The following is a 19,079-nucleotide window of genomic DNA, read 5'->3' as shown; positions in this document are numbered from 1 at the left end:
CTTCAAAGGCAAACAAAAAAATGGAAGCGCCTGGCTGGCGTTTCCACTTTTAAGGCTATAAAAGCTTTTTGCTATTTTGCAGATTATCTATTGCCATTCCCGGCAATCTTGCTCCAGTTCAGCATAAGAGATGAAAGCAGGACTGATACTGAACTGAAGGCCATGGCCAAAGCAGCCATTTCCGGACTGAGACTGACCCCAATAAAGGAGAAGAGGCCGGCAGCAACTGGAATCCCAATCAAATTGTAGATCAAGGCCCAGAAGAGGTTTAGCTTGATCCGGGTAAAGGTCTTTTTAGACAAGTCAAGTGCCCGCAAGACCCCAGTCAAGCTGCTGGTCATTAGGACGATTCCGCCGGCTTCTTTAGCCACGTCAGTCCCGCTGCCCATGGCAATGCCGACATCAGCTAGTGACAGAGCCGGAGCGTCGTTAATCCCGTCGCCGACAAAGGCTACTGGCCCTTCTTCTTTCAATTTGGCCAAGCGGTCGGCCTTTTCTCCTGGCAAAAGACCGGCTTCGACCTGGCCGACTCCCAGCTGCCGGCCGATTTTTTCCGCCAGCTGCTGGTTGTCACCTGTCAGCATCACCGTCTTAATGCCGCGGTCTTTAAGCTCACCCAAGACAGCTTTGGCTTCTGGGCGGGGAGCATCTTGCAAGGCCAAGAGGCCAATGACGTCAGCATCTTTTTGGACAAAAACCACCGTCTTGCCAGCTTCAGCCAAGCCGTCTGCCTGCTTCACCCAAGCTTCTGAGGCGCTGACATAGTCAGCCCGGCCGACCTTAACTAAGTGTCCAGCGACTTTGCCTTCCACGCCCCTGCCTTCTTCAGCTGAAAAATCACTGACCGGCAAGAGGGACTGGCCGGCTTCTTTTGCGCTATTTACGATAGCCTGGGCCAAGGGGTGTTCAGAATTTGCTTCCAGACTGGCCGCCAGGCTGAGGCTTTCCTTATCCCCCACCTGGTCAACCACCTTTGGTTGGCCAACCGTCAAAGTCCCGGTTTTGTCAAAAACAATGGTCTTGATTTTAGCCGCTGCTTCCAAAATTTCCCCGTCTTTAATCAAGACGCCCATCCGGGCGCTGCGGCCGCTGGCCACCATCAAGGCCGTCGGCGTGGCCAGGCCCAAAGCACAGGGACAGGCAATCACGATGACGGAAACAGCGTAGAGCATGGCCTGGACTGGCCCTACCGGACTGAAGACTTGCCAAATGGCAAAAGCCAGGATGCTGGTGATCAAAACCGCCGGCACAAAGTAGTTGGCTACCTTGTCAGTCAGTTTCTGAATCGGTGCCCGGGAATTTTGGGCCTGCTTGACCACCTGGACGATCTGGGCCAGCATGGTCTCTTCCCCGACCTGCTCAGCTTCCATCAAGAAGCTGCCGCTGCCGTTGATAGTTGCCCCAATCACCTTGTCGCCCGGCTTTTTCTCAACCGGCATGCTTTCCCCGGTCACCATGGCTTCGTTGACGCTGCTTTGCCCGGAAAGCAGGCGGCCGTCAACCGGCACCTTGCCGCCCGGCCGCACCTTGATTATGTCGCCGGCCTTGACCTGGTCCAGAGGAAGCTTGACAAAGTCTTCTCCCCGCTTGACCTCGGCTTCGCTGGCCTGCAGTTCCAGCAGCTTATTGAGTGAAGCTGCTGCCCGGTCATGCATTTTTTCTTCCAGGGCATCCCCCAGCAAAACGAAAATCAAGATAAAGGCCGCGCTTTCAAAGTAGACCGGCCGGCCAGTGAAGTAGGCAAAAAGGCTGTAGACATAAGTCACGCTGGTGCCAATGGCGATCAAGCTGTTCATGTTGGCCTGGTGGCGCTTAAAAGCTGCCCAGGCGCTTTGGATGTAGGGCCCAGCCGCGACGACCAGCATGATCAAGCTGGTCGCGATCAGCGAATAAGTCTTGACCCCTGGCAGCATGATCCCCCAGACCATCAAAATCATCTGAGCCAGCATCGGGAGCGACAATATCAGAGACAGCCAAAAGCGGCGCCAATTAGTCAATTCCATTATTTAACCACGATCTTTCCATGAAACATGTCCATGCCGCAGGCATAGCCAATTTCCCCGGCCTTGTCAGTCGGGATCTGGACCTTGGTCAGCTTTTCCTTGCTCAAGTCCTTGTCCACGCCTAAAGAAGAAAAGACCACGTGACTGAGGCAGGCTGTCTTGTCTTCCATCTTAAAAGTTACTTCAGCCGGCACGCCCTTTTTTAAATAGAGAACTTCCGGCTCATAGCCGCCCTTGACGACTACCTGGCCTTCTTGGCGGCCATTTGCAAGATCTGCCTGCTGGCTGCTCTGTTGGAAATTGCCGAAAAACCACCAGGCAATCAAGCCGATCAAAGCTGCCGCACCCAAGACTACTAACACATTAACTAACATTCCTGTCCACCTTCCATATGCTCACAAGTACTTAAACAATTGCATTCAACTTTTTCCGGAGCTGTCTTCGCCTTTTCGGCCGCCTTTTTGGCAATTGCCTCAAGGTCGCTTTTGCTTAAAGGCAGGTCGTCCAGCAAGCGCAGAAGCATTTCTCCCTTATGCATGTCGCACATAGCGGCAAATTCCGCCGTCAAGCTCTCATGCATGGCTTCGCCTTCTGCTTTAGCCGCCCGGTATACGAAGCGGCGTTCCTGCCGGTCAACCTGCAAAAAGCCCTTCTTTTCCAAGCGCCGCAGCAAAGTTTTGACCGTTGACGGGCTCCAGGCACATTTTGCCTCCAGCTGATCGATAATCTGGCTGCTATTGGCCTGGCCCAGGGTCCAGACCACCCGCATGACTTGCCATTCAGCAGCTGAAATCCGGCATTCCTCTTCCATCTTCTTCCTCCTTGTTTACATCTGTAACCTTTACAAAAACTATTCTACACTAATGTTTACATTTGTCAACGATTTACTCTTAATTTCCTTCCCGGTAGCCGCAGGCGAAAAAAGTCTTGGCGGCCTGCCGGCGGGCCAGCAGCCAGGCCTCATTGCCCCGCTTAGGGTAAACGGAGCTGGCCAAAATAACCAGAGCCCGCCCATTTTCAAAATCAAAGCCTAATCCAGGTCCAGTAAAGCCGGTATGCCAGAGGAAGCGGCGGCCTTTTTGCCAGCGGATCCAGGCCAGAGTCCGCTCAAAGCAATCATAGTCAAACAAACTGGCAACAAGCGGACTATCCGTCGTCAAATATGCCTGGCTGAAGCAGGCCAAGTCATCCAGCGTTGAAAACAGGCCCGCATGGCCTGCTACCCCGCCCAGCTGCCAGGCGGTTTCGTCATGGACGGTCCCCCAGACCTGTCCTCTTTCTTTAGTTATCTCAGTTTTGGCAAAGCGGTCTCTTTTTCCTTTGAGCAAAAAGCCGGTCTCCCGCATGCCCAAAGGGGCAAAAATTTCCTCCCGCAAAAAGCTGCTCAAGTTTTGCCCACTGACCTGCTCCAGGATTTTGCCCAAGATAATGAAGTTGAGGTCGGAATAAACTGACTCCCGGCCGGGCAAATAAAGGGGCTTAGTGGCTAATACCGCCTGCCAGACCTCCTCCGGGCTTTGGTACTGCCAGACATTGTCCAAGTCTGCCGGCAAGCCGCTGGTGTGCAAAAGCAGGTCTGTTACTGTAACAAACGGAAAAGCCGCTGGAAAAAAGTCTCCTACCCGGTCCTTCAAGCTGATTTTCCCCTCATCTATCTCTTTAAAGATCCCGCTGGCCGTCCCCACTACCTTGGTCAAAGAAGCCAGGTCGTAAAGCTGGCCTGGCTCAGCCTGGCCCAGGTAGTGCCGGCTGATCCTTTCCAGGTCAATTATGGCATAGGAGACCCCATTTACGATTTTTTGCTCAACCGCCTCTTTAAAAATGCCGGTGATTTTCTCTTCAATTTCTGCCGTAGTCATTTTTCCTCCTGAAAAAGAAAAAAGGCAGATCCGCAGATCTGCCCTTTTCTCTTATAGAACTAATTTCCGCAGGGCCTTGGCGATCCCGTCGCGTTCGTTGGTGTCGGTAACGTAGTCAGCCAGGTCCTTGATCTCGTCGATGGCATTGCCCATGGCCACCCGCTTGAAGTCTGGAATTTCAAACATGGACCGGTCGTTGCCCTGGTCACCGAAAATCATGACTTCACTGCCCGAAAGGCCCAGTCTTGAGGCCAGTTCGCTGACGGCGTAGCCTTTTGAAGCGGCCAGTGACCCGACTTCAACGACTTCCGGCCAGCTGCGGACAACCGCGTAAGTCTGGAAGAACCAGTCTGGCAGCCGGTTCCACAGGCGATCAACTTGGTCTGGGTCATCGCACTGATAGACCGCCTTGGCAAAGGTAAAGTCCTTCTTGAAGTCGCTTCTGTCTTGAATCCAAAGCTGGTTCTTGGTTTCCGCCCCGTCGACCTGCATGCGGATGGAAATCTTCTTGTCCAAGGTATAAAAACGCTCTGGAGTTTCAAAATCCAGGTTGACGTCGCTGAGCCGCTGCATATGAAGCAGGGTATTGAAGTCGCCAAAGTCCAGCTCGTGGCTGATCAAGACCCGGCCGTCCAGGTTTTGCACCACGGCCCCGTTGAAGAGGATCGCGTACTCTTCACTGCCACTTAAACCCAATTCTTCCGCGTAGCCCTTAATGCCTGACAGGGGCCGGCCGGAAGTCAGCACAATCTTGATCCCGGCTGCTTTTGCTTCCTGCAGAGCCTTGTAAGTCCCTGGCAAAATCGTCTTGCTGTCTGTCAGCAGGGTGCCATCCAAGTCGATGGCCAGCATTTTAATCGCCATATTTTCCTCCTATGTAGTCCAAAGCCTATTCTTACTTAATTATTGCAGAATTTTTCCCGTAAAAAAAGAAAAAATCCATCCAAAAGAAAAGGAAAGCTCGATTTGAACTTTCCTTGCTCTCAGCTTTACAGCTTCTTAACTTGCTTCTTTTTATTCGCCCATTTCAGCCGTAACTACCTTGACGATCCGGTCAACGTATTCCTGGGTGATTTCCTGGGTTGGGCCTTCAGCCATGACCCGGAGCAGTTCCTGGGTACCTGAAGGGCGAACCAGAACCCGGCCGTCGCCAGCCATGTCCTTTTCGACTGATTCAATAGCATCGACAACTGCCTGGTGGTCCTTCCAGCTGTTCTTGTCCTTAACTGGAACATTGACCAAAACTTGCGGGTATTCCTTGAAGTCGGCCAAAAGTTCAGTCAGGGACTTGCCAGTCTTCTTCATCACCAGCATCAAGTGGATCCCAGTCAGCATCCCGTCACCAGTGTTGTGGTAGTCGCTGATGATCACGTGGCCGGATTGTTCCCCGCCCAGGCTGTAGCCGTTGGCCCGCATTTCTTCAGAAACGTAGCGGTCGCCGACTTGGGTGCGGACATTCTTGATCCCCCGGCGCTCTAAGGCCTTGGTGAAGCCCAGGTTGCTCATGACGGTCGTGACGATCGTATCCTTCTTCAAGCGGCCGTGGTCAGCCAAGTAGGAGCCGATCACGTACATGATGTGGTCGCCGTCGACTTCGTTGCCGTTTTCGTCAACCGCGATGCAGCGGTCAGCATCCCCGTCAAAGGCCAGGCCCAGTTGAGCACCCTGCTTGACTACTTCTTCTTGCAGGCGGTCAGTGTGTGTTGCCCCGCAGTGGTCGTTGATGTTCAACCCGTTCGGGTGGGTTGAAATAGTGGTAAAGTCAACATCCAGGTCAGCAAACAAACGGGAGATGAAGGCACTGGCTGCCCCGTTGGCCCCGTCGATCACGACCTTGATCCCGCTCAAGTCTTCAGGAATGGTGTTTTCCAAGAACTGGATGTACTTATTGCTGCCATCGCGGAAGTCGGTTACCGTGCCCAGGCCTTCTGCTGATGGCCGCGGGAGCATGTCCTGCTTGGCATCGATCAGTTCTTCGATTTCTTCTTCCTTGGCATCAGACAATTTCAAACCATCGCTGCCAAAGAACTTGATCCCGTTGTCTTCAACTGGGTTGTGAGAAGCGGAAATCTGCACGCCGGCATCAGCCCCTTGAGCCCGGACCAGATAGGACAGGCCTGGAGTGGTCATGACTCCGCATTCCAGAACTTCGATGCCGACTGACAGAAGACCGGAAATCAAAGCGTATTCCAGCATTTCACCGGAAATCCGGGTATCTCTTGAAACCAGAACCCGGGCCTGACCGCCGTCTTCCTTTTCCTTGGTCAGCACGTAGCCACCCATCCGGCCCAATTTAAAGGCCATTTCCGGGGTCAAAACCTTGTTGGCTTCACCGCGAACACCGTCAGTACCAAAATATTTAAGCATGTTGCAAAGAACCTTTCTTTAATTTCTAGTTGTTCGAATCGCTGACTTCGATCTGGACGTCCACGCTGCCTGGCGAAACCCAGGCAACCCCGCTTGGAACTGGCAGGCGGAAGGACTTGGTGACCGAAGACTTGATATTAGTCAGATCAACGTCCAAAGTCAGGGAACTGATCTTCTTTAGGGCTTCCTTTTGCCCATAGAGGGTAACTTTTTCCTCTTTGGCAGTCAAGGAGTAAACTTTCTTGCTTGAGCCATGACTGGCATTCAGCTTCAGCTTAACCGTCTTCTTAGAAACCGACAAAGGCAGGGTTACCCGGGCCGTTGCCGGACTGATCACCACGTTGAGCTGGTGGCCCTTGGCGTCATATGCCGCCAAGAGAACATTCCGCCGGACCGTTTCGGTGCTGCCGTTCGGCACGACCAGCTGGGCCTGCACGTGGTCGATCGCTTTCACTTCGCTCTGGGCCCCGGTGACTTCAACCGTCTCCGGGCTGACTGTCGGCGTACCGATGTCATAGCCTTGAGCAACAGCATTCTTATTATAACCTATTTGGACCGGCAAAGTGCGGGACTTTCTCTTTTGAATGTTGACCTTCACGCTTTTCTGCGACAATTTGTAGGAAACCTGGCTGGGCAGGCCGCTAACCTTGACCGGGACCTGGTGGCTGCCGACGCCCAGCTTGCTTAGGTCAATGTAGACCCGGAAATTCTGGGTGTTGACAGCAGAAGTAACCAGGGCATTGGGCCCTTCCAAGGTCACCTTGATCTTAGAAGGATAACCGGTGACATAGTATTTGTCAGCGTCCACTGACACCTGCAGGGCCATCTTCAGACTCTGCTCAGTGCTGGCCGTTTCCTGGACCTTGGTCTGGTTGCTGGTGTTGACCTGGGTATTGTCAACGAAGGCAACCAAGACGATGGCCAAAAGCAGGGAAAAAAGCTTGTAAAACCATTTTTGCTCAATCAGTTTGTGCATTATTTATCCCCCCAGTTCCAGATGCCCCGGGCCAGGCGGATTGGCCATGGCTGCTTCTTCTTTTCTTCAGTGACCAGTTCGGCCCGCAGGTACTTGAGGTATTCCTGCTGGCTGAGGTCGACCATGAACTGGCCGTTTCTGGTGATGGTCACCCCACCCGTTTCTTCAGAAACGACCACAGTGATGGCATCGGTTACTTCAGAAATCCCGACAGCTGCCCGGTGTCTGGTCCCCAGACTCTTGGGAATCATGGCATTGTCAGACAGGGGCAGGTAGGCTGAAGCTACTTGAACCCGGTTATTTTTGATGATGACCGCCCCGTCGTGCAAAGGCGTGTTGGGGATGAAGATGTTGATCAGCAATTCCCCGGTAACCAGGGCATCAAGCTTGATCCCTGTTTCCACATATTCTTCCAGGCCGGTCTTTTGCTCCAGGGTAATCAAAGCCCCGATCCGGCGCTTGGACATGTACTGGATCGCCTTGTCCAGCTCCTTGACCAGCTTCTCCTGCTGCTCGCGCTCGCTGTTTTCCGAATCAGAGAACAGGGAGACCCGGCCCAGGCGCTCCAGACCCCGGCGGATTTCCGGCTGGAAGATGACGATGATCCCGATGACTGACCAGGAAACGATCTGGTCCAAAATAAAAGTAACGGTCGTCAGCTGGGCCCAACCGGCCAAGACCCTGGCTACCATGATCAAAATGATCCCGTTGGCCAGCTGGACTGCCTTGGTCCCCTTGATCAAAAGGGTCAAGTGGTAAATAAAATACCAGGTGATCAAGACGTCCAGAACCACCGACAAGGTATGCCAGGTCCACAGACTTGCAAAATCAAACTGCATAAAATTCTCCCTTTCTACATTCTTCTGTCAACTAATTGCGGGCATACATCTTGAACTCCAGGAAGAGGTCATTGTATTCCTGCACCTTGCTGCTTGGCAGATCCCGATAAACTTCCAAATTCTTGATTGTCGACATTGGCGGGTAGAACTGTGCATCTTCCCGGACGGATTTTGGCAATAGCTTCTGAGCCGCGGTATTCGGGGTCGAGTAGCCGATGTATTCAGCATTTTGCGCCGCGTTTTTCGGATCCAGCATGAAGTTGATGAACTTGTAAGCTGCTTCCTTATTCTTGCAAGTCTTAGGGATGACGATGTTGTCAAACCACAAGTTGGAGCCCTGGGCCGGCACAACATAGTGAATATGTGAATCTTGGTCCATCATCGTGGCGGCTTCCCCGGAGTAAGTGACCCCGATCCAGGCTTCATTTTGCACCATGTACATCTTCAGTTCATCAGCCACGATTGCCTTGACGTTCTTGCCAATTTTGTCCAGCTTGGCCTTAGCTGCCTTAAGGTGGGCAGAATTAGTGTCGTTCATGGAATAACCCATGGAAACCAGGGCCATGCCCATGATATCGCGGGCTGAGTCAACCAGCAGGATCTGATCCCGGTACTTTTTCTTCCAGAGGTCATTCCAAGTCTTGATCTCGCCTTCTTTGACATAGCGGTCATTATAGACGATGCCCAAGGTGCCCCAGAAGTAAGGGACTGAGTACTCATTCTTTTCGTCAAAGGACTTGTGCAAAAATTCCTTGCCGATGTACTTAAAATTACTCAAGCGGCTGGTATCAATCTTGTCTAAAAGATTGTCCCGGCGCAACTTGGTGATCATGTAGTCAGACGGCACGGCCAAATCATAAGCCGTCCCGCCTTGCTTGATCTTGGTGTACATGGCTTCATTGGAATCGAAGGTCTCATAGATGACATGGTAGCCGGTCTGCTTTTCAAACTTGGTGATTAGGTCCGGGTCAATATAGTCACCCCAGTTGTAAATGATCAAGTCTTTCTTGCTTGACGCGGAGCCGCCGCTGGAACTGTCCAATTTCTGCGCCCCCAGGAAAAGGCCGAAGCTGACCAAGAGGATGGCCAGGGCCGCGGAAAGTATTTTTTTCATCGCAGCAGCCCTCCCAGCTTATTAGCCTTCTTGCCTTGCCGCTTGGCCAGGAAATAGTAGACCCCGACTAAAAGCAGGACAAACAAGAAAATGATCGTGCTCAAGGCATTTACTTCCAGGTCAATCCCCTGCCGGGCCCGGGAATATATTTCAACAGACAAAGTGGTAAAGCCGTTCCCGGTCACGAAGAAAGTAACCGCAAAGTCATCCAAGGAGTAGGTCAAGGCCATGAAGAAGCCCGACAAAATCCCCGGCGTAAGGGCTGGCAGGAGGACCTGGCTGAAGACTTGATAGTTGTTTGCCCCCAGGTCCCGGGCCGCGTCAACCAGGGAATTGTCCATTTCCTTTAACTTGGGCAGAACCATCAAAACCACGATCGGTACGGAAAAAGCGATGTGGCTGAGCAAGACGGAGGCAAAGCCCAAGCTGAAGCCCAAGGCGGTAAAGAGGATCAAGAAGCTGGCCCCGATAATAACGTCGGGTGAGACGATCAAGATATTGTTCAAAGACAGGAGGACCTTGCGGGAAGCCTCCTTGCTGCGCTGGATAGCAATGGCCCCAAAAGTCCCCAAAATAGTTGCCGCCAGGCTGGACAAAAGAGCCAGCATGATCGTCTCCAGCAAGATGGCCAAAAGCCGTTTGTCAGCAAACAAGGTCTGGTAGTGCTCCCAGGTAAAATGGCGGAAATGGTCCATGCTGGAACCGCTGGAGAAAGAAAAGTAGATCAGGTAGAAAATCGGCAGGTAGAGGATCAGCAGCACCAGGCCAAAGTACACCCTGCCCCAAATGGTCTTTTTCATAATTCAATTTCCTTCTTGTGCTGCTTGCGCGAAGTCAGCAGCATCACAATTGACATCAAGGCAATCAAGATTACCCCGATAGTCGCCCCCATATTCCAGTTCATCGTCGTCAGGAAATACTCCTCAACTGCCGTACCCAGGGTGATCACCCGGTTGCCCCCGATCAAGCGAGTCAGCATGAAGAGGGACAGAGACGGGATGAAGATGGCCTGGATGCCAGATTCAACGCCCGGCCAGGATAAGGGCCAGATCACATAGCGGAAGGTCTGCCAGAAATTGGCCCCCAGGTCTGAGCTGGCGCTTAAAAGAGCCGGGTCAATTTCCTTCAGCGAGTTGTAGATAGGCATGACCATGAAGGGAATTTCGATATAGGTCGCCACGAAAATAAAGGCGAAGTCGGTAAACATGATTCCTACCGGGCCAATGCCAAAGAGTCCGAGAAACTGGTTGACCATCCCGCTTCGGGAAAAAATCCCGATAAAGGCATAAGCCTTGAGCAAAAGGTTGATCCAGGTCGGCAAAATGATCAGCATCAGCCAGAACTGCTGGTTTTTCAGCCTGGTCAAAACCAGGGCTGTCGGATAAGAGACCAGCAGACAGATAAAGGTGATCAAGAGGGCATACCAAAAGGAATTAGCCATCATCCGCAAAAAAGTGCCATTAGAGAAAAAGGCACTGAAATTCTGCAGGGTCAAATGGCTATGAGCATCAGTCAGTGAATAGCCCAAGATGAGGACCAGCGGGGCAATCACAAAGAGGCCGATCCAAAGCAGGTAAGGCAAAAGAAACAAAAGCCGGTTCTTTTTCATCGCTAGTCCTCACCTTCATAAGTTTCCAGGCGGGCATCGAATTCTTCTTCGGTTTCGCCCAGCCGCATGACGTGGATGTCTTCCGGATCAAAGAAGATGCCGACTTCCTGGCCGATCTGGACACCGTTGGTGGAATGGATCAGCCATTCAAAGCCGTCCTGGCCAATAGCCTTGATTTCAAAGTGGTCGCCCAAGAAAAGCTGGCTCTGCACTGTCACCAGCAGTTTGCCAGCGGCTGGCTCCGTAATGTCCAGATCTTCTGGCCGCAGGACGACTTCAACTTTTTCCCCAGGGGTGATCCCGGCGTCGGCACATTCAAAATTCTTGCCGGCAAATTCCACGGCAAAGTCCCGGATCATCCGGCCAGACAAAATGTTGGAGTCCCCGATGAAGCGGGCAACGAAGTCATTGACTGGTTCGTCGTAAATGTCCACCGGCGTCCCGCTCTGCTGGATCTCCCCGTCGTTTAAGACGAAAATTTCATCACTCATAGCCAGTGCTTCTTCCTGGTCGTGAGTGACAAAAATAAAGGTGATCCCCAGTTTCTTCTGGATAGCCCGGAGTTCAAACTGCATTTCTTTTCTAAGACGCTTGTCCAAGGCTGACAGGCATTCGTCCAAAAGCAGCACCTTAGGTTCATTGATGATCGCCCGGGCGATCGCCACCCGCTGCTGCTGGCCACCGGAAAGTTCGGAAATTTCCCGGTTGGCATAACCATCCAGGCGGACAGTATGCAAGGCATCTTTGACCTTTTCCCGGATTTCGCTTTCCGGCCGCCGGCGCAGTTTCAAGGCAAAAGCAACGTTTTCATAGACATTCAAATGCGGAAAAAGAGCATAATTCTGAAAAACCGTATTGATATGTCGCTTTGAGGCGTCAAGATTGGTAATATCCTGGCCGTCAAAATAGACCTTGCCGGCTGACGCTTCCGTAAAGCCGGCAATAATCCGCAAAATCGTCGTTTTGCCTGAACCTGATGGCCCCAGCAAAGAGTAGAACTTGCCAGACTCAAGCTCAAGGTTGATGTCCTTCAAGGCTACAAAGCCATCATCATACTGCTTGGTGATGTGATCTAACTTAATAATTTCCATTTGCTGTTCCTGTTTTTCTTTTTCTTTTATCTTCTATTCTAATCCATTATTCCTCGCCAATGATGCGGACTTCGGTTTGCAAAGCAATTCCGTCTTTTTCCTTAATCGTCTTTTGAATATAGTGAATCAAATTGAGATAGTCGGTGGCCGTGGCTCCGCCCTTGTTGACGATAAAGCCGGCATGCTTGGTTGACACCTGGGCCCCGCCGATCTGCTTGCCCTGCAGGCCAGCCTTGATGATCATCGGCCCAACAAAGTGACCAGTTGGCCGCTTGAAGACTGAACCGCAGGACGGGTATTCCAGAGGCTGCTTGTAGCTTCTGAGAGCGTTCAAGTAGTTCATCTGGTCCAAGATTGCGAGCTTGTCACCTGCCTTTAAGGCAAAAGTTGCCTCAATGACGATTTCATCATTTTCCTGCAAAAGGGAGTGCCGGTAAGAAAAATGCAACTCGGAGTTCGTGTAGGTCTTGACCTCACCGTCTCTGGTCACAACCGTGGCGCTTTCCAGGCAGTCCTTGGTTTCACCGCCATAAGCCCCAGCGTTCATGAAGACGGCTCCGCCGACTGAACCGGGAATCCCCGCGGCAAATTCCAGGCCAGACAGGCCGGCTTCCCCAGCCGCGAAAGAGGTATCGATGATTCTGGCCCCGGCTTGGGCGTGGACCTTATTAGCTTCGACCTTGATCTCTTTCATTTCCGTCAAGATCAAAACCAGGCCCTTGATCCCCTTGTCGCGGATGATCAAGTTAGACGCGTTGCCAATTACCGTAACCGGCAACTGGTCTTCCTTGGCCGCGGCCAGGGCCCCTTGCAGCTCTGCCAAATTCTTTGGGAAAGCCAGGTATTCAGCCGGTCCCCCAGTTTGGGTAAAAGTATAGCGGCTCAAAGGAATGTTTTCTTGCAAATCAAGTCCTTGCGCTTTTAAGTCATACAGCTTCAATTAAAATTGCCTCCTCTAAATCTTCCTTTTGATATTTTACCGCATTCACGCTGTGTTATACTAGCTTGGACCAAGTTTGCTTGGCTTAATTTGACTTATGTTCAAACGGAGGCTTTTACAAATGATGAATTTTGTCGCCATGGACTTTGAAACTGCCAACCAACACCCGGCCAGCGCCTGCTCTTTAGCCCTGGTTCTAGTGCGGGGCAGCAAGATTATCGACCGCTTCTACACGGTCATCAATCCCCAGATGGCCTTTGACGCCCAGCAGGTCAAGGTGCACGATATTACCGCGGAAGACGTGGCGGGGGCGCCGACCATGGCCGAGGTCTGGCCCAAAATCCAGCCTCTTTTCCAGCCGGGGATGCTGGTGGCGGCCCACAATGCCCGCTTTGACTGCAATGTGATGAAGCAGTCCCTGGCCCGCTACGGGATTGCCGAGCCCCACTACCTGGTGTTAGACAGCCTCAAGGTCAGCCGGGAGCTGGAGCCAGGCCTGGAAAACTACCAGCTCAACACTGTCTCTGACCTTTTAGGCGTTGAGCTTTGGCACCACCATAATGCCTTAAGCGACAGCGAAGCCTGCGCCGGCATCCTCTTAAAAGAAGAGGAAAAGCGGGGCAGCGAGCTTTTGAAGAAATTTGTCTACCAAGTCTAGGCAAAAAAATGGATCAGCAGCAAGCTGGTCCATTTTTGCTTTTGTATTTACTTTTTGTTTTTTCTTTACTGCTTTTCCTGGTAAAGACGGCAGGCGTTTTCTGCCCAGGCAGCCGCTCTTTGCCCGTGCGGGACGAGCTCAACCAAGCGCTTGGTTGAATCCCAGGAGTCGTCAACCCGGGTCAAAACCAGCTCCAAAAAGTCGCTGGGCAGGTCAGCCTGGATCACCTGGGGCCATTCGATGATGACCACGCCTTCTTCAGCCAGGTAGTCATTTAAGTCGATTGAAGCCAGGTCATCGCCTTCCAGCCGGTAAAAGTCCATGTGAAAAAGGGGCAGCTTCCCTTCCCGGTATTCCCGAACCAGGGTAAAGGTCGGACTTTTGACTGGCCGCTTAATCCCCAGAGCCCGGCCAAAGCCTTGGGTCATCGTGGTCTTGCCGGCCCCCAGGTCCCCTTTTAAGAGCAAAAGGTCGTGGGGCTGGGCACTTTGGGCCAGGGCAGCGCCAAAAGCCTGCATGTCAGCAGCGGAATTGATTGCTAATTCTGTCATCTGCTTTTTAACCTTCCATTACGGCTTGAGCCGCCGTCAAAATCCCGATCTTGTAAACATCATCGGCGCTGCAGCCCCGAGAGAGGTCGTTGACCGGCTTGGCAATCCCCTGCAAAACCGGGCCGATTGCCGTAAAGTTGCCAAGGCGCTGGGTAATCTTGTAGGCGATGTTGCCTGACTGCAGTTCCGGGAAAATGAAGACATTGGCCTGACCGCCTACGGCTGAGCCAGGTGCCTTAAGTTCCGCAACGGCTGGCACGAAGGCCGCGTCAAACTGCAAGTCGCCGTCAGCCGGGATGTCCGGGTACTTTTCCTTAAACATTTTGGCAGCTTCCGCCACCTTGTCCACCTGCGGGCCCTTGGCTGAGCCGTGAGTTGAGAAGCTGAGGAAGGCCACCTTCGGGTCGATTCCGATCATCTTGGCCGTAGCAGCTGACTGAGCCGCGAATTCAACCAGCTGGTCGCTGGTCGGGTCGATGGAAATCGCGCAGTCAGCAAAGACATACTTTTCTTCTCCTCTTTCCATGATGAAGGAGCCGGAAATCCGGTGCATCCCCGGCTTGGTCTTCAAAATGAAGAGGGCTGGCCGGACCGTATCCGCCGTTGAGTGGGCCGCTCCGGACACCATCCCGTCGGCCTGGCCGGTGTAAACCAGCATGGTCCCGTAGAAGTTGGCGTCACGCAAGGCTGCTTCAGCTTCTTCCATGGTCTGGAAGTGCTTGCCCCCGGCCATCCGGTCGTGGAACTTTTCCACCATCTGGTCAAAGTCCGGGCTGTTTTGGTAGTCCACGATTTCGATCCCGGTCATGTCCAGGCCTTCTTTTTCCGCCAGGGCCAGGACCTGGTCCTTTTGCCCCAAGACGATCGGTTCAACCAAGTCATCTTGCTTCAAGCGGCTGACCGCCGTCAGGATCCGCGGGTCCTCCCCTTCCGGGAAAACGATCCGCTGCTTGTCTTTTTGCTTAATCAATTGCTTTAATTGTTCAAAAACTTCCATCAATAATCTCCTCAAAAAATCATGCTTCCGGGTTTTGCGGCAATTGCCAGTCAACCGGAGCCAGGCCGAACTCCTCTAAGGCCGCGTTGCATCTTGAAAAGGGCCGGGAGCCGAAGAAGCCGCGGTTAGCCGAAAAAGGACTCGGGTGGGCTGACTTGATAATGACGTTCTTTTCCTGGTCGATCAAGGGAATCTTGTTTTGGGCAAAACGGCCCCACAGGATAAAGACGACCTGTCCCCGCTCACTCAAGGCCTTAATAGCAGCATCTGTCACCGCCTCCCAGCCCTTGCCCTGGTGGCCGTTAGCCTGGCCATATGGCACGGTCAAAACGGCATTGAGCAAGAGGACGCCCTGGTCAGCCCAGCGCTTGAGATAGCCGTGGTTTACCGGCTGAGCCCCAACGTCGTCATAGAGTTCTTTATAAATGTTGCGCAAGGACGGCGGCAGGGGCGTGCCCGGCATGACGGAAAAGCTCATGCCATTGGCCTGGCCGGGATTGTGGTAGGGGTCCTGGCCCAAAATGACAACCTTGGTATCTTTAAAAGGAGTCAATTTGAAGGCCGTAAAGATATGGTACATGTCCGGATAGATCTGCTTGGTCTGGTATTCTTCTTTCAAAAAATCATGCAGCGTGTGATATTCATCACTTTCAAAAACCGGGGCAAGGACCTGGTCCCAATCATTTCCAATAAAATGTTTCATCTGTAATTCACCTTAGTCAATCTTACCATGATTGCCCCTTGATTTAAAGGAACTAGTGAAATTATTCACGACAACTTTTTTCAAATAAAGAAATGTATTCCTATAATCAAACTTCCTCCTTTATGTTATTATGAAATCGATAACAACAAGGAGGTAATAACATGATTAAACTGATCGCCTGTGACTTGGACGGGACCCTGCTGAACTCTTCAATGGAAATTTCTGACGCCAATGTGCAAGCCATCAAACGGGCTCAAGAAAACGGAATTGAATTCATGGTCGCCAGCGGCCGGGCACCCCATGAATCCCAGCCCATGCTTAAAGAATACGGAATTAACTGCGGCTTTATCAACTTAAACGGGGGCTTGGTCTTCGACACGGCTGGCAACCTGATCGTCAAGAATCCCCTGAAGCTGGAAACCGCCAAGAAGATCTGCCGCCTGCTTAAAAAAGAAGGCTTCTACTTCGAACTGGTCACCAGCAACCACGTCTACTCAGAAGACTTGAGCCAGCGGATCACCAACGTGGCCCACTTGATGGTGGAACTGAACCCTATGCTGACCTTCAAGCAGGCCGTTTTGGTTTCAGCCAGCAAGCCAGCCATCGTCAGCATCCAGCAGGTGCCAAGCTATGAAGACTTGATGGATGAACCAGGCACTGAAGTCATGAAGATCCTGGTCTTCGATTCCCGGGGCCAGTACGCTTTCACTGACGTCATCAAGGAAATTGAACAAATCGACAAGCTCTCAATTACTTCCAGCGCGGCCGACAACATCGAAATCAACGCTGCTAATGCACAAAAGGGCCAGTCCCTGCTGGACTACGCGGCGGCCAAGGGCATCCAGCGCGAGGAAATCGCGGCCATCGGCGACAACATGAACGATGAAAGCATGATCCAGGCTGCCGGTACCGGGGTGGCCATGGGCAATGCCGTTCCGCAGATCAAGACGATTGCCAGCTTCGTCACCAAGAGCAACAATGAAGACGGGGTAGCTTGGGCTATCGACAAGATCATTGCTGACAACCAAAAAGAGCAGGACCAATGATTTACACTCTCTACCTGACCCAAGAAGGCCGCACGGGCCAGATTCCAATCACTGACGAGGAAGGCAAGCCTTTTGGATCAATCCGCGGCCGCCTGGACAATCCAAACCACACCCTTTACCTGCTGGACACCAGCGGTGAAGAAATCGGCCGCCTTTTTAGCGATGGCACAGGCCTAATTGCCTCTTACACCCTGGACGTGATTCATCACTCCCTGGTCCACGTCAAGAAGGTCAACAGCCGCCAGACCAACCTGTTCTACATTACCCGGCTCAACTACTGGGTCAATGGCAGCGTCAAGCAAGGCAGCTACTCCTTCCGCGGCGGCTTCAAGAAGGTTGCTTCCGTTGACACGGTCGTTGCCGACAAGGGGATTACCTTGACTTGCCAGATCAGCCGGGAGGAAGATACTCCCTTCATCCTTTTGATTGCAGTTCTCTTTACCCAGTGGCACGTTACCCCGCTCGATTTGCCGGACTTGTTCCCGAATATCAACCGGCGGGCGACCAGCACGGCCAGCTTCTTCAGACTGTTTTTACCATGTGGTCGTAAACGCGGTCGCCAATAGTCATTGAATTAGTCGTTGCGAAACCCTTGCGCAAGTATAACTGCTGTGCGCGAGGGTTTTCTAGATCCACATTCAAGCTGATCTTCTTGTAGCCATGCTTCTTGGCCAGTTTCGGAGCCAGTTCCAGCAAGCGGCTGGCAATCCCCTTCCCCCAGTCCTTAGGCGAAACCGCCAAGGCATCGATGTACCATTCGCCCTTTTGGGCTTCCTTGTCGGTGAAGATATCAGTGGTCATCGGCAGGCCGACCTTGGCCATTTCTTTTCTAAGAACCACATCGATAATGCCCTGGGCCTTGTCCGGGTACATGCAGATCATCCCTCTGACCCGGTCATTTTCGTCAGTCTCGACCCAGATCCGGTTGTAGGAATAGCGGTAGTTTTCTGAGATAAAGCCCAGCCGCATCAAGTCGTAGAACTGGCTCTCCGGCAGGCGGTTGATGGTGTCCATGTCCATCTCGTCAAAGATCTGGTTCAAAATCGGGTAAATTGCTTCAAAGTCGCTTTTCCTTGCCTTGCGGATCATATTTTTCTCCTTTTCTTCTGAATTCTTGTTTTCTTTGTATTTTCTATATAACTTTTGATCTTACAATTCATGTTACTATAGTCAGAAGAAAAATGATAATCTACCGCTTTTTTGGGCAAACAAAAAGTTCCTAACAGTTAATCTACTCACGTACTTAACCGTTAGGAACTTCTTCTATCTTCAATTGTCGACTGCATTTTATGGTGGTCTCAGTCCTTTCTCGAGCCTAATTTAGTTATGCTCTGCGAATTTAAGCTAAACTTTCTGGTGGAGTATCCTCCTTGAATATTAACTCTTTCCTTTTGTTTACACTTATATAATACCACCTTTGTAAGCGGTGTCAACAAATAGGCTGAGATTTTTTAGAAAAAAACTTTAAAAAGCAAAAGGAACAAAAGAGAAAGAAGATAGAGAAGTAAAAAAGGCAAAAAGAAAAACGCTCCCGAGGGAGCGTTTTTGATATGACAGTCAAAAATTAGTCTTGGTAGTTTACCAAAGCCAGGTATGAGTCTGGCTTAAGTGAAGCACCACCAACCAAGCCACCGTCGATGTCTGGCTTAGCCATCAATTCCTTAACGTTGGCTGGCTTTACTGAACCGCCGTATTGGATGCGGACGTTTTCAGCAGTTTCTTCATTGTACAAGTCCTTAACAGTTTCACGGATAGTCTTGCACATTTCTTCTGCTTGGTCGCTTGAAGCAGTCTTGCCAGTGCCGATCGCCCAGATTGGTTCGTAAGCGATCACCAGCTTGGAAACTTGTTCACTAGTCAAGCCTTCCAAGCCAGCCTTGATTTGGCTGACAACCCATTCGTTTTCCTTGCCGGCTTCACGGGTTTCCAGTGATTCACCGCAGCAAAGAATTGGAGTCATGCCGTTGGCAAAGATAGCCTTAGCCTTCTTGTTGATGTCTTCGTCAGTTTCGTGGAAGTAGCCACGGCGTTCTGAGTGGCCGATGATGACGTATTGCACGCCCATTTCCTTCAAAACTGCTGGAGAGTTTTCACCAGTGAAGGCACCGGAGTTTTCCCAGTAGCAGTTTTCTGCACCGACGTGCAGGTTTGAGCCTTCGGCAGCCTTCAGCAAAGCGTCAAGGTCAACAGCTGGTGCACAGATCAATGATTCAACCTTTGATGGGTCTGGCAATTGGTCCTTAACAGCGTTTACGAACTCAACAGTTTCCTTTGGGTTCATGTTCAGCTTCCAGTTACCAGCAATAATTGGGGTACGTGACATTTG

At 51.8% G+C, this 19,079-nt stretch carries 21 protein-coding genes; 3 read left to right on the top strand and 18 right to left on the bottom strand.

Annotated elements, in window-relative coordinates; genetic code table 11:
- Window positions 1-83 precede the first annotated feature (83 nt).
- The 13 genes from ACYVUU_RS03330 to murB all read right to left on the bottom strand — a co-directional run bounded on the left by ACYVUU_RS03330 (window position 84) and on the right by murB (window position 12,798).
- Entirely contained in the window at window positions 84-2,003 is a 1,920-nt protein-coding gene (locus tag ACYVUU_RS03330; RefSeq protein ID WP_484499938.1) for a copper-translocating P-type ATPase, read from the bottom strand.
- Window positions 2,003-2,377 (bottom strand): cupredoxin domain-containing protein, encoded by a 375-nt coding sequence (locus ACYVUU_RS03325; protein WP_439775341.1) that lies wholly within the window; start codon window positions 2,375-2,377, stop codon window positions 2,003-2,005. Before ACYVUU_RS03325 ends, ACYVUU_RS03330 begins: the two co-directional genes overlap by 1 nt.
- Entirely contained in the window at window positions 2,371-2,814 is a 444-nt protein-coding gene (locus ACYVUU_RS03320) for a CopY/TcrY family copper transport repressor (protein WP_439775342.1), read from the bottom strand. Before ACYVUU_RS03320 ends, ACYVUU_RS03325 begins: the two co-directional genes overlap by 7 nt.
- A 79-nt stretch (window positions 2,815-2,893) precedes the next feature.
- Window positions 2,894-3,862, bottom strand: a complete 969-nt coding sequence (locus ACYVUU_RS03315; protein ID WP_484499937.1) for a serine hydrolase domain-containing protein — start codon at window positions 3,860-3,862, stop codon at window positions 2,894-2,896.
- Window positions 3,863-3,913: 51 nt separating this feature from the next.
- A complete protein-coding gene (locus tag ACYVUU_RS03310; RefSeq protein WP_484499936.1) occupies window positions 3,914-4,726 on the bottom strand; it encodes a Cof-type HAD-IIB family hydrolase in 813 nt (270 codons plus the stop codon).
- Between the two features lie 150 nt (window positions 4,727-4,876).
- Complete coding sequence (gene glmM / locus ACYVUU_RS03305) at window positions 4,877-6,229, bottom strand: phosphoglucosamine mutase (RefSeq protein ID WP_484499935.1); 1,353 nt, start codon at window positions 6,227-6,229, stop codon at window positions 4,877-4,879.
- Between the two features lie 25 nt (window positions 6,230-6,254).
- Complete coding sequence (locus ACYVUU_RS03300) at window positions 6,255-7,205, bottom strand: CdaR family protein (protein WP_439775346.1); 951 nt, start codon at window positions 7,203-7,205, stop codon at window positions 6,255-6,257.
- Window positions 7,205-8,044 carry a diadenylate cyclase CdaA gene (cdaA, locus tag ACYVUU_RS03295; RefSeq protein ID WP_270447548.1) on the bottom strand — a complete coding sequence of 280 codons (840 nt, stop codon included), beginning with the start codon at window positions 8,042-8,044 and terminating at the stop codon, window positions 7,205-7,207. Before cdaA ends, ACYVUU_RS03300 begins: the two co-directional genes overlap by 1 nt.
- 31 nt (window positions 8,045-8,075) lie before the next feature.
- Window positions 8,076-9,158 carry an ABC transporter substrate-binding protein gene (locus ACYVUU_RS03290; RefSeq protein WP_484499934.1) on the bottom strand — a complete coding sequence of 361 codons (1,083 nt, stop codon included), beginning with the start codon at window positions 9,156-9,158 and terminating at the stop codon, window positions 8,076-8,078.
- A complete protein-coding gene (locus tag ACYVUU_RS03285) occupies window positions 9,155-9,958 on the bottom strand; it encodes an ABC transporter permease (RefSeq protein WP_439775348.1) in 804 nt (267 codons plus the stop codon). The genes ACYVUU_RS03290 and ACYVUU_RS03285 overlap by 4 nt, the downstream gene beginning before the upstream one ends.
- Complete coding sequence (locus ACYVUU_RS03280) at window positions 9,955-10,767, bottom strand: ABC transporter permease (protein WP_439775349.1); 813 nt, start codon at window positions 10,765-10,767, stop codon at window positions 9,955-9,957. Before ACYVUU_RS03280 ends, ACYVUU_RS03285 begins: the two co-directional genes overlap by 4 nt.
- A 2-nt stretch (window positions 10,768-10,769) precedes the next feature.
- Window positions 10,770-11,858: an ABC transporter ATP-binding protein gene (locus ACYVUU_RS03275; RefSeq protein ID WP_484499933.1), complete on the bottom strand. Its 1,089-nt coding sequence runs from the start codon at window positions 11,856-11,858 to the stop codon at window positions 10,770-10,772.
- 46 nt (window positions 11,859-11,904) lie between these two features.
- Window positions 11,905-12,798 carry a UDP-N-acetylmuramate dehydrogenase gene (gene murB / locus ACYVUU_RS03270; RefSeq protein ID WP_484499932.1) on the bottom strand — a complete coding sequence of 298 codons (894 nt, stop codon included), beginning with the start codon at window positions 12,796-12,798 and terminating at the stop codon, window positions 11,905-11,907.
- A gap of 124 nt (window positions 12,799-12,922) precedes the next feature.
- Here murB and ACYVUU_RS03265 point away from each other — a divergent pair, with 124 nt between their 5' ends.
- On the top strand, window positions 12,923-13,456 hold the full coding sequence (locus tag ACYVUU_RS03265) for a 3'-5' exonuclease (RefSeq protein ID WP_439775360.1): 534 nt from the start codon (window positions 12,923-12,925) through the stop codon (window positions 13,454-13,456).
- 65 nt (window positions 13,457-13,521) lie between these two features.
- Here the strand turns inward: ACYVUU_RS03265 and tsaE are convergent, their stop codons facing one another.
- Genes tsaE through ACYVUU_RS03250 form a run of 3 tightly spaced genes read right to left on the bottom strand, consistent with a single transcriptional unit; the run spans window position 13,522 to window position 15,707 of the window.
- Complete coding sequence (gene tsaE, locus ACYVUU_RS03260) at window positions 13,522-14,007, bottom strand: tRNA (adenosine(37)-N6)-threonylcarbamoyltransferase complex ATPase subunit type 1 TsaE (protein WP_484499931.1); 486 nt, start codon at window positions 14,005-14,007, stop codon at window positions 13,522-13,524.
- Window positions 14,008-14,014: 7 nt separating this feature from the next.
- Window positions 14,015-15,004: a phosphate acetyltransferase gene (gene pta, locus ACYVUU_RS03255; RefSeq protein WP_439775353.1), complete on the bottom strand. Its 990-nt coding sequence runs from the start codon at window positions 15,002-15,004 to the stop codon at window positions 14,015-14,017.
- 19 nt (window positions 15,005-15,023) lie between these two features.
- Complete coding sequence (locus ACYVUU_RS03250; protein WP_439775354.1) at window positions 15,024-15,707, bottom strand: uracil-DNA glycosylase; 684 nt, start codon at window positions 15,705-15,707, stop codon at window positions 15,024-15,026.
- A gap of 161 nt (window positions 15,708-15,868) precedes the next feature.
- On the opposite strand from ACYVUU_RS03250, the gene ACYVUU_RS03245 reads away from it, so the two are divergent.
- Both ACYVUU_RS03245 and ACYVUU_RS03240 read left to right on the top strand, forming a co-directional pair.
- Window positions 15,869-16,753 (top strand): Cof-type HAD-IIB family hydrolase, encoded by an 885-nt coding sequence (locus tag ACYVUU_RS03245; RefSeq protein ID WP_439775355.1) that lies wholly within the window; start codon window positions 15,869-15,871, stop codon window positions 16,751-16,753.
- Window positions 16,750-17,319: an LURP-one-related family protein gene (locus ACYVUU_RS03240; RefSeq protein ID WP_484499930.1), complete on the top strand. Its 570-nt coding sequence runs from the start codon at window positions 16,750-16,752 to the stop codon at window positions 17,317-17,319. Before ACYVUU_RS03245 ends, ACYVUU_RS03240 begins: the two co-directional genes overlap by 4 nt.
- Here ACYVUU_RS03240 and ACYVUU_RS03235 read toward each other — a convergent pair.
- Window positions 17,276-17,842, bottom strand: coding sequence for a GNAT family N-acetyltransferase (locus tag ACYVUU_RS03235; protein WP_484499929.1), 567 nt, complete (start codon window positions 17,840-17,842; stop codon window positions 17,276-17,278). The two genes, ACYVUU_RS03240 and ACYVUU_RS03235, sit on opposite strands and share 44 nt — an antisense overlap.
- Before the next feature lie 475 nt (window positions 17,843-18,317).
- Window positions 18,318-19,076 (bottom strand): triose-phosphate isomerase, encoded by a 759-nt coding sequence (gene tpiA / locus ACYVUU_RS03230; protein ID WP_439775358.1) that lies wholly within the window; start codon window positions 19,074-19,076, stop codon window positions 18,318-18,320.
- Window positions 19,077-19,079: the final 3 nt, after the last annotated feature.

The sequence above is a fragment of the Lactobacillus sp. WILCCON 0058 genome (genome assembly GCF_057198005.1).
Note: the sequence above shows the minus strand (reverse complement) of the source record. Positions and strands in the feature narration are given on the sequence as shown.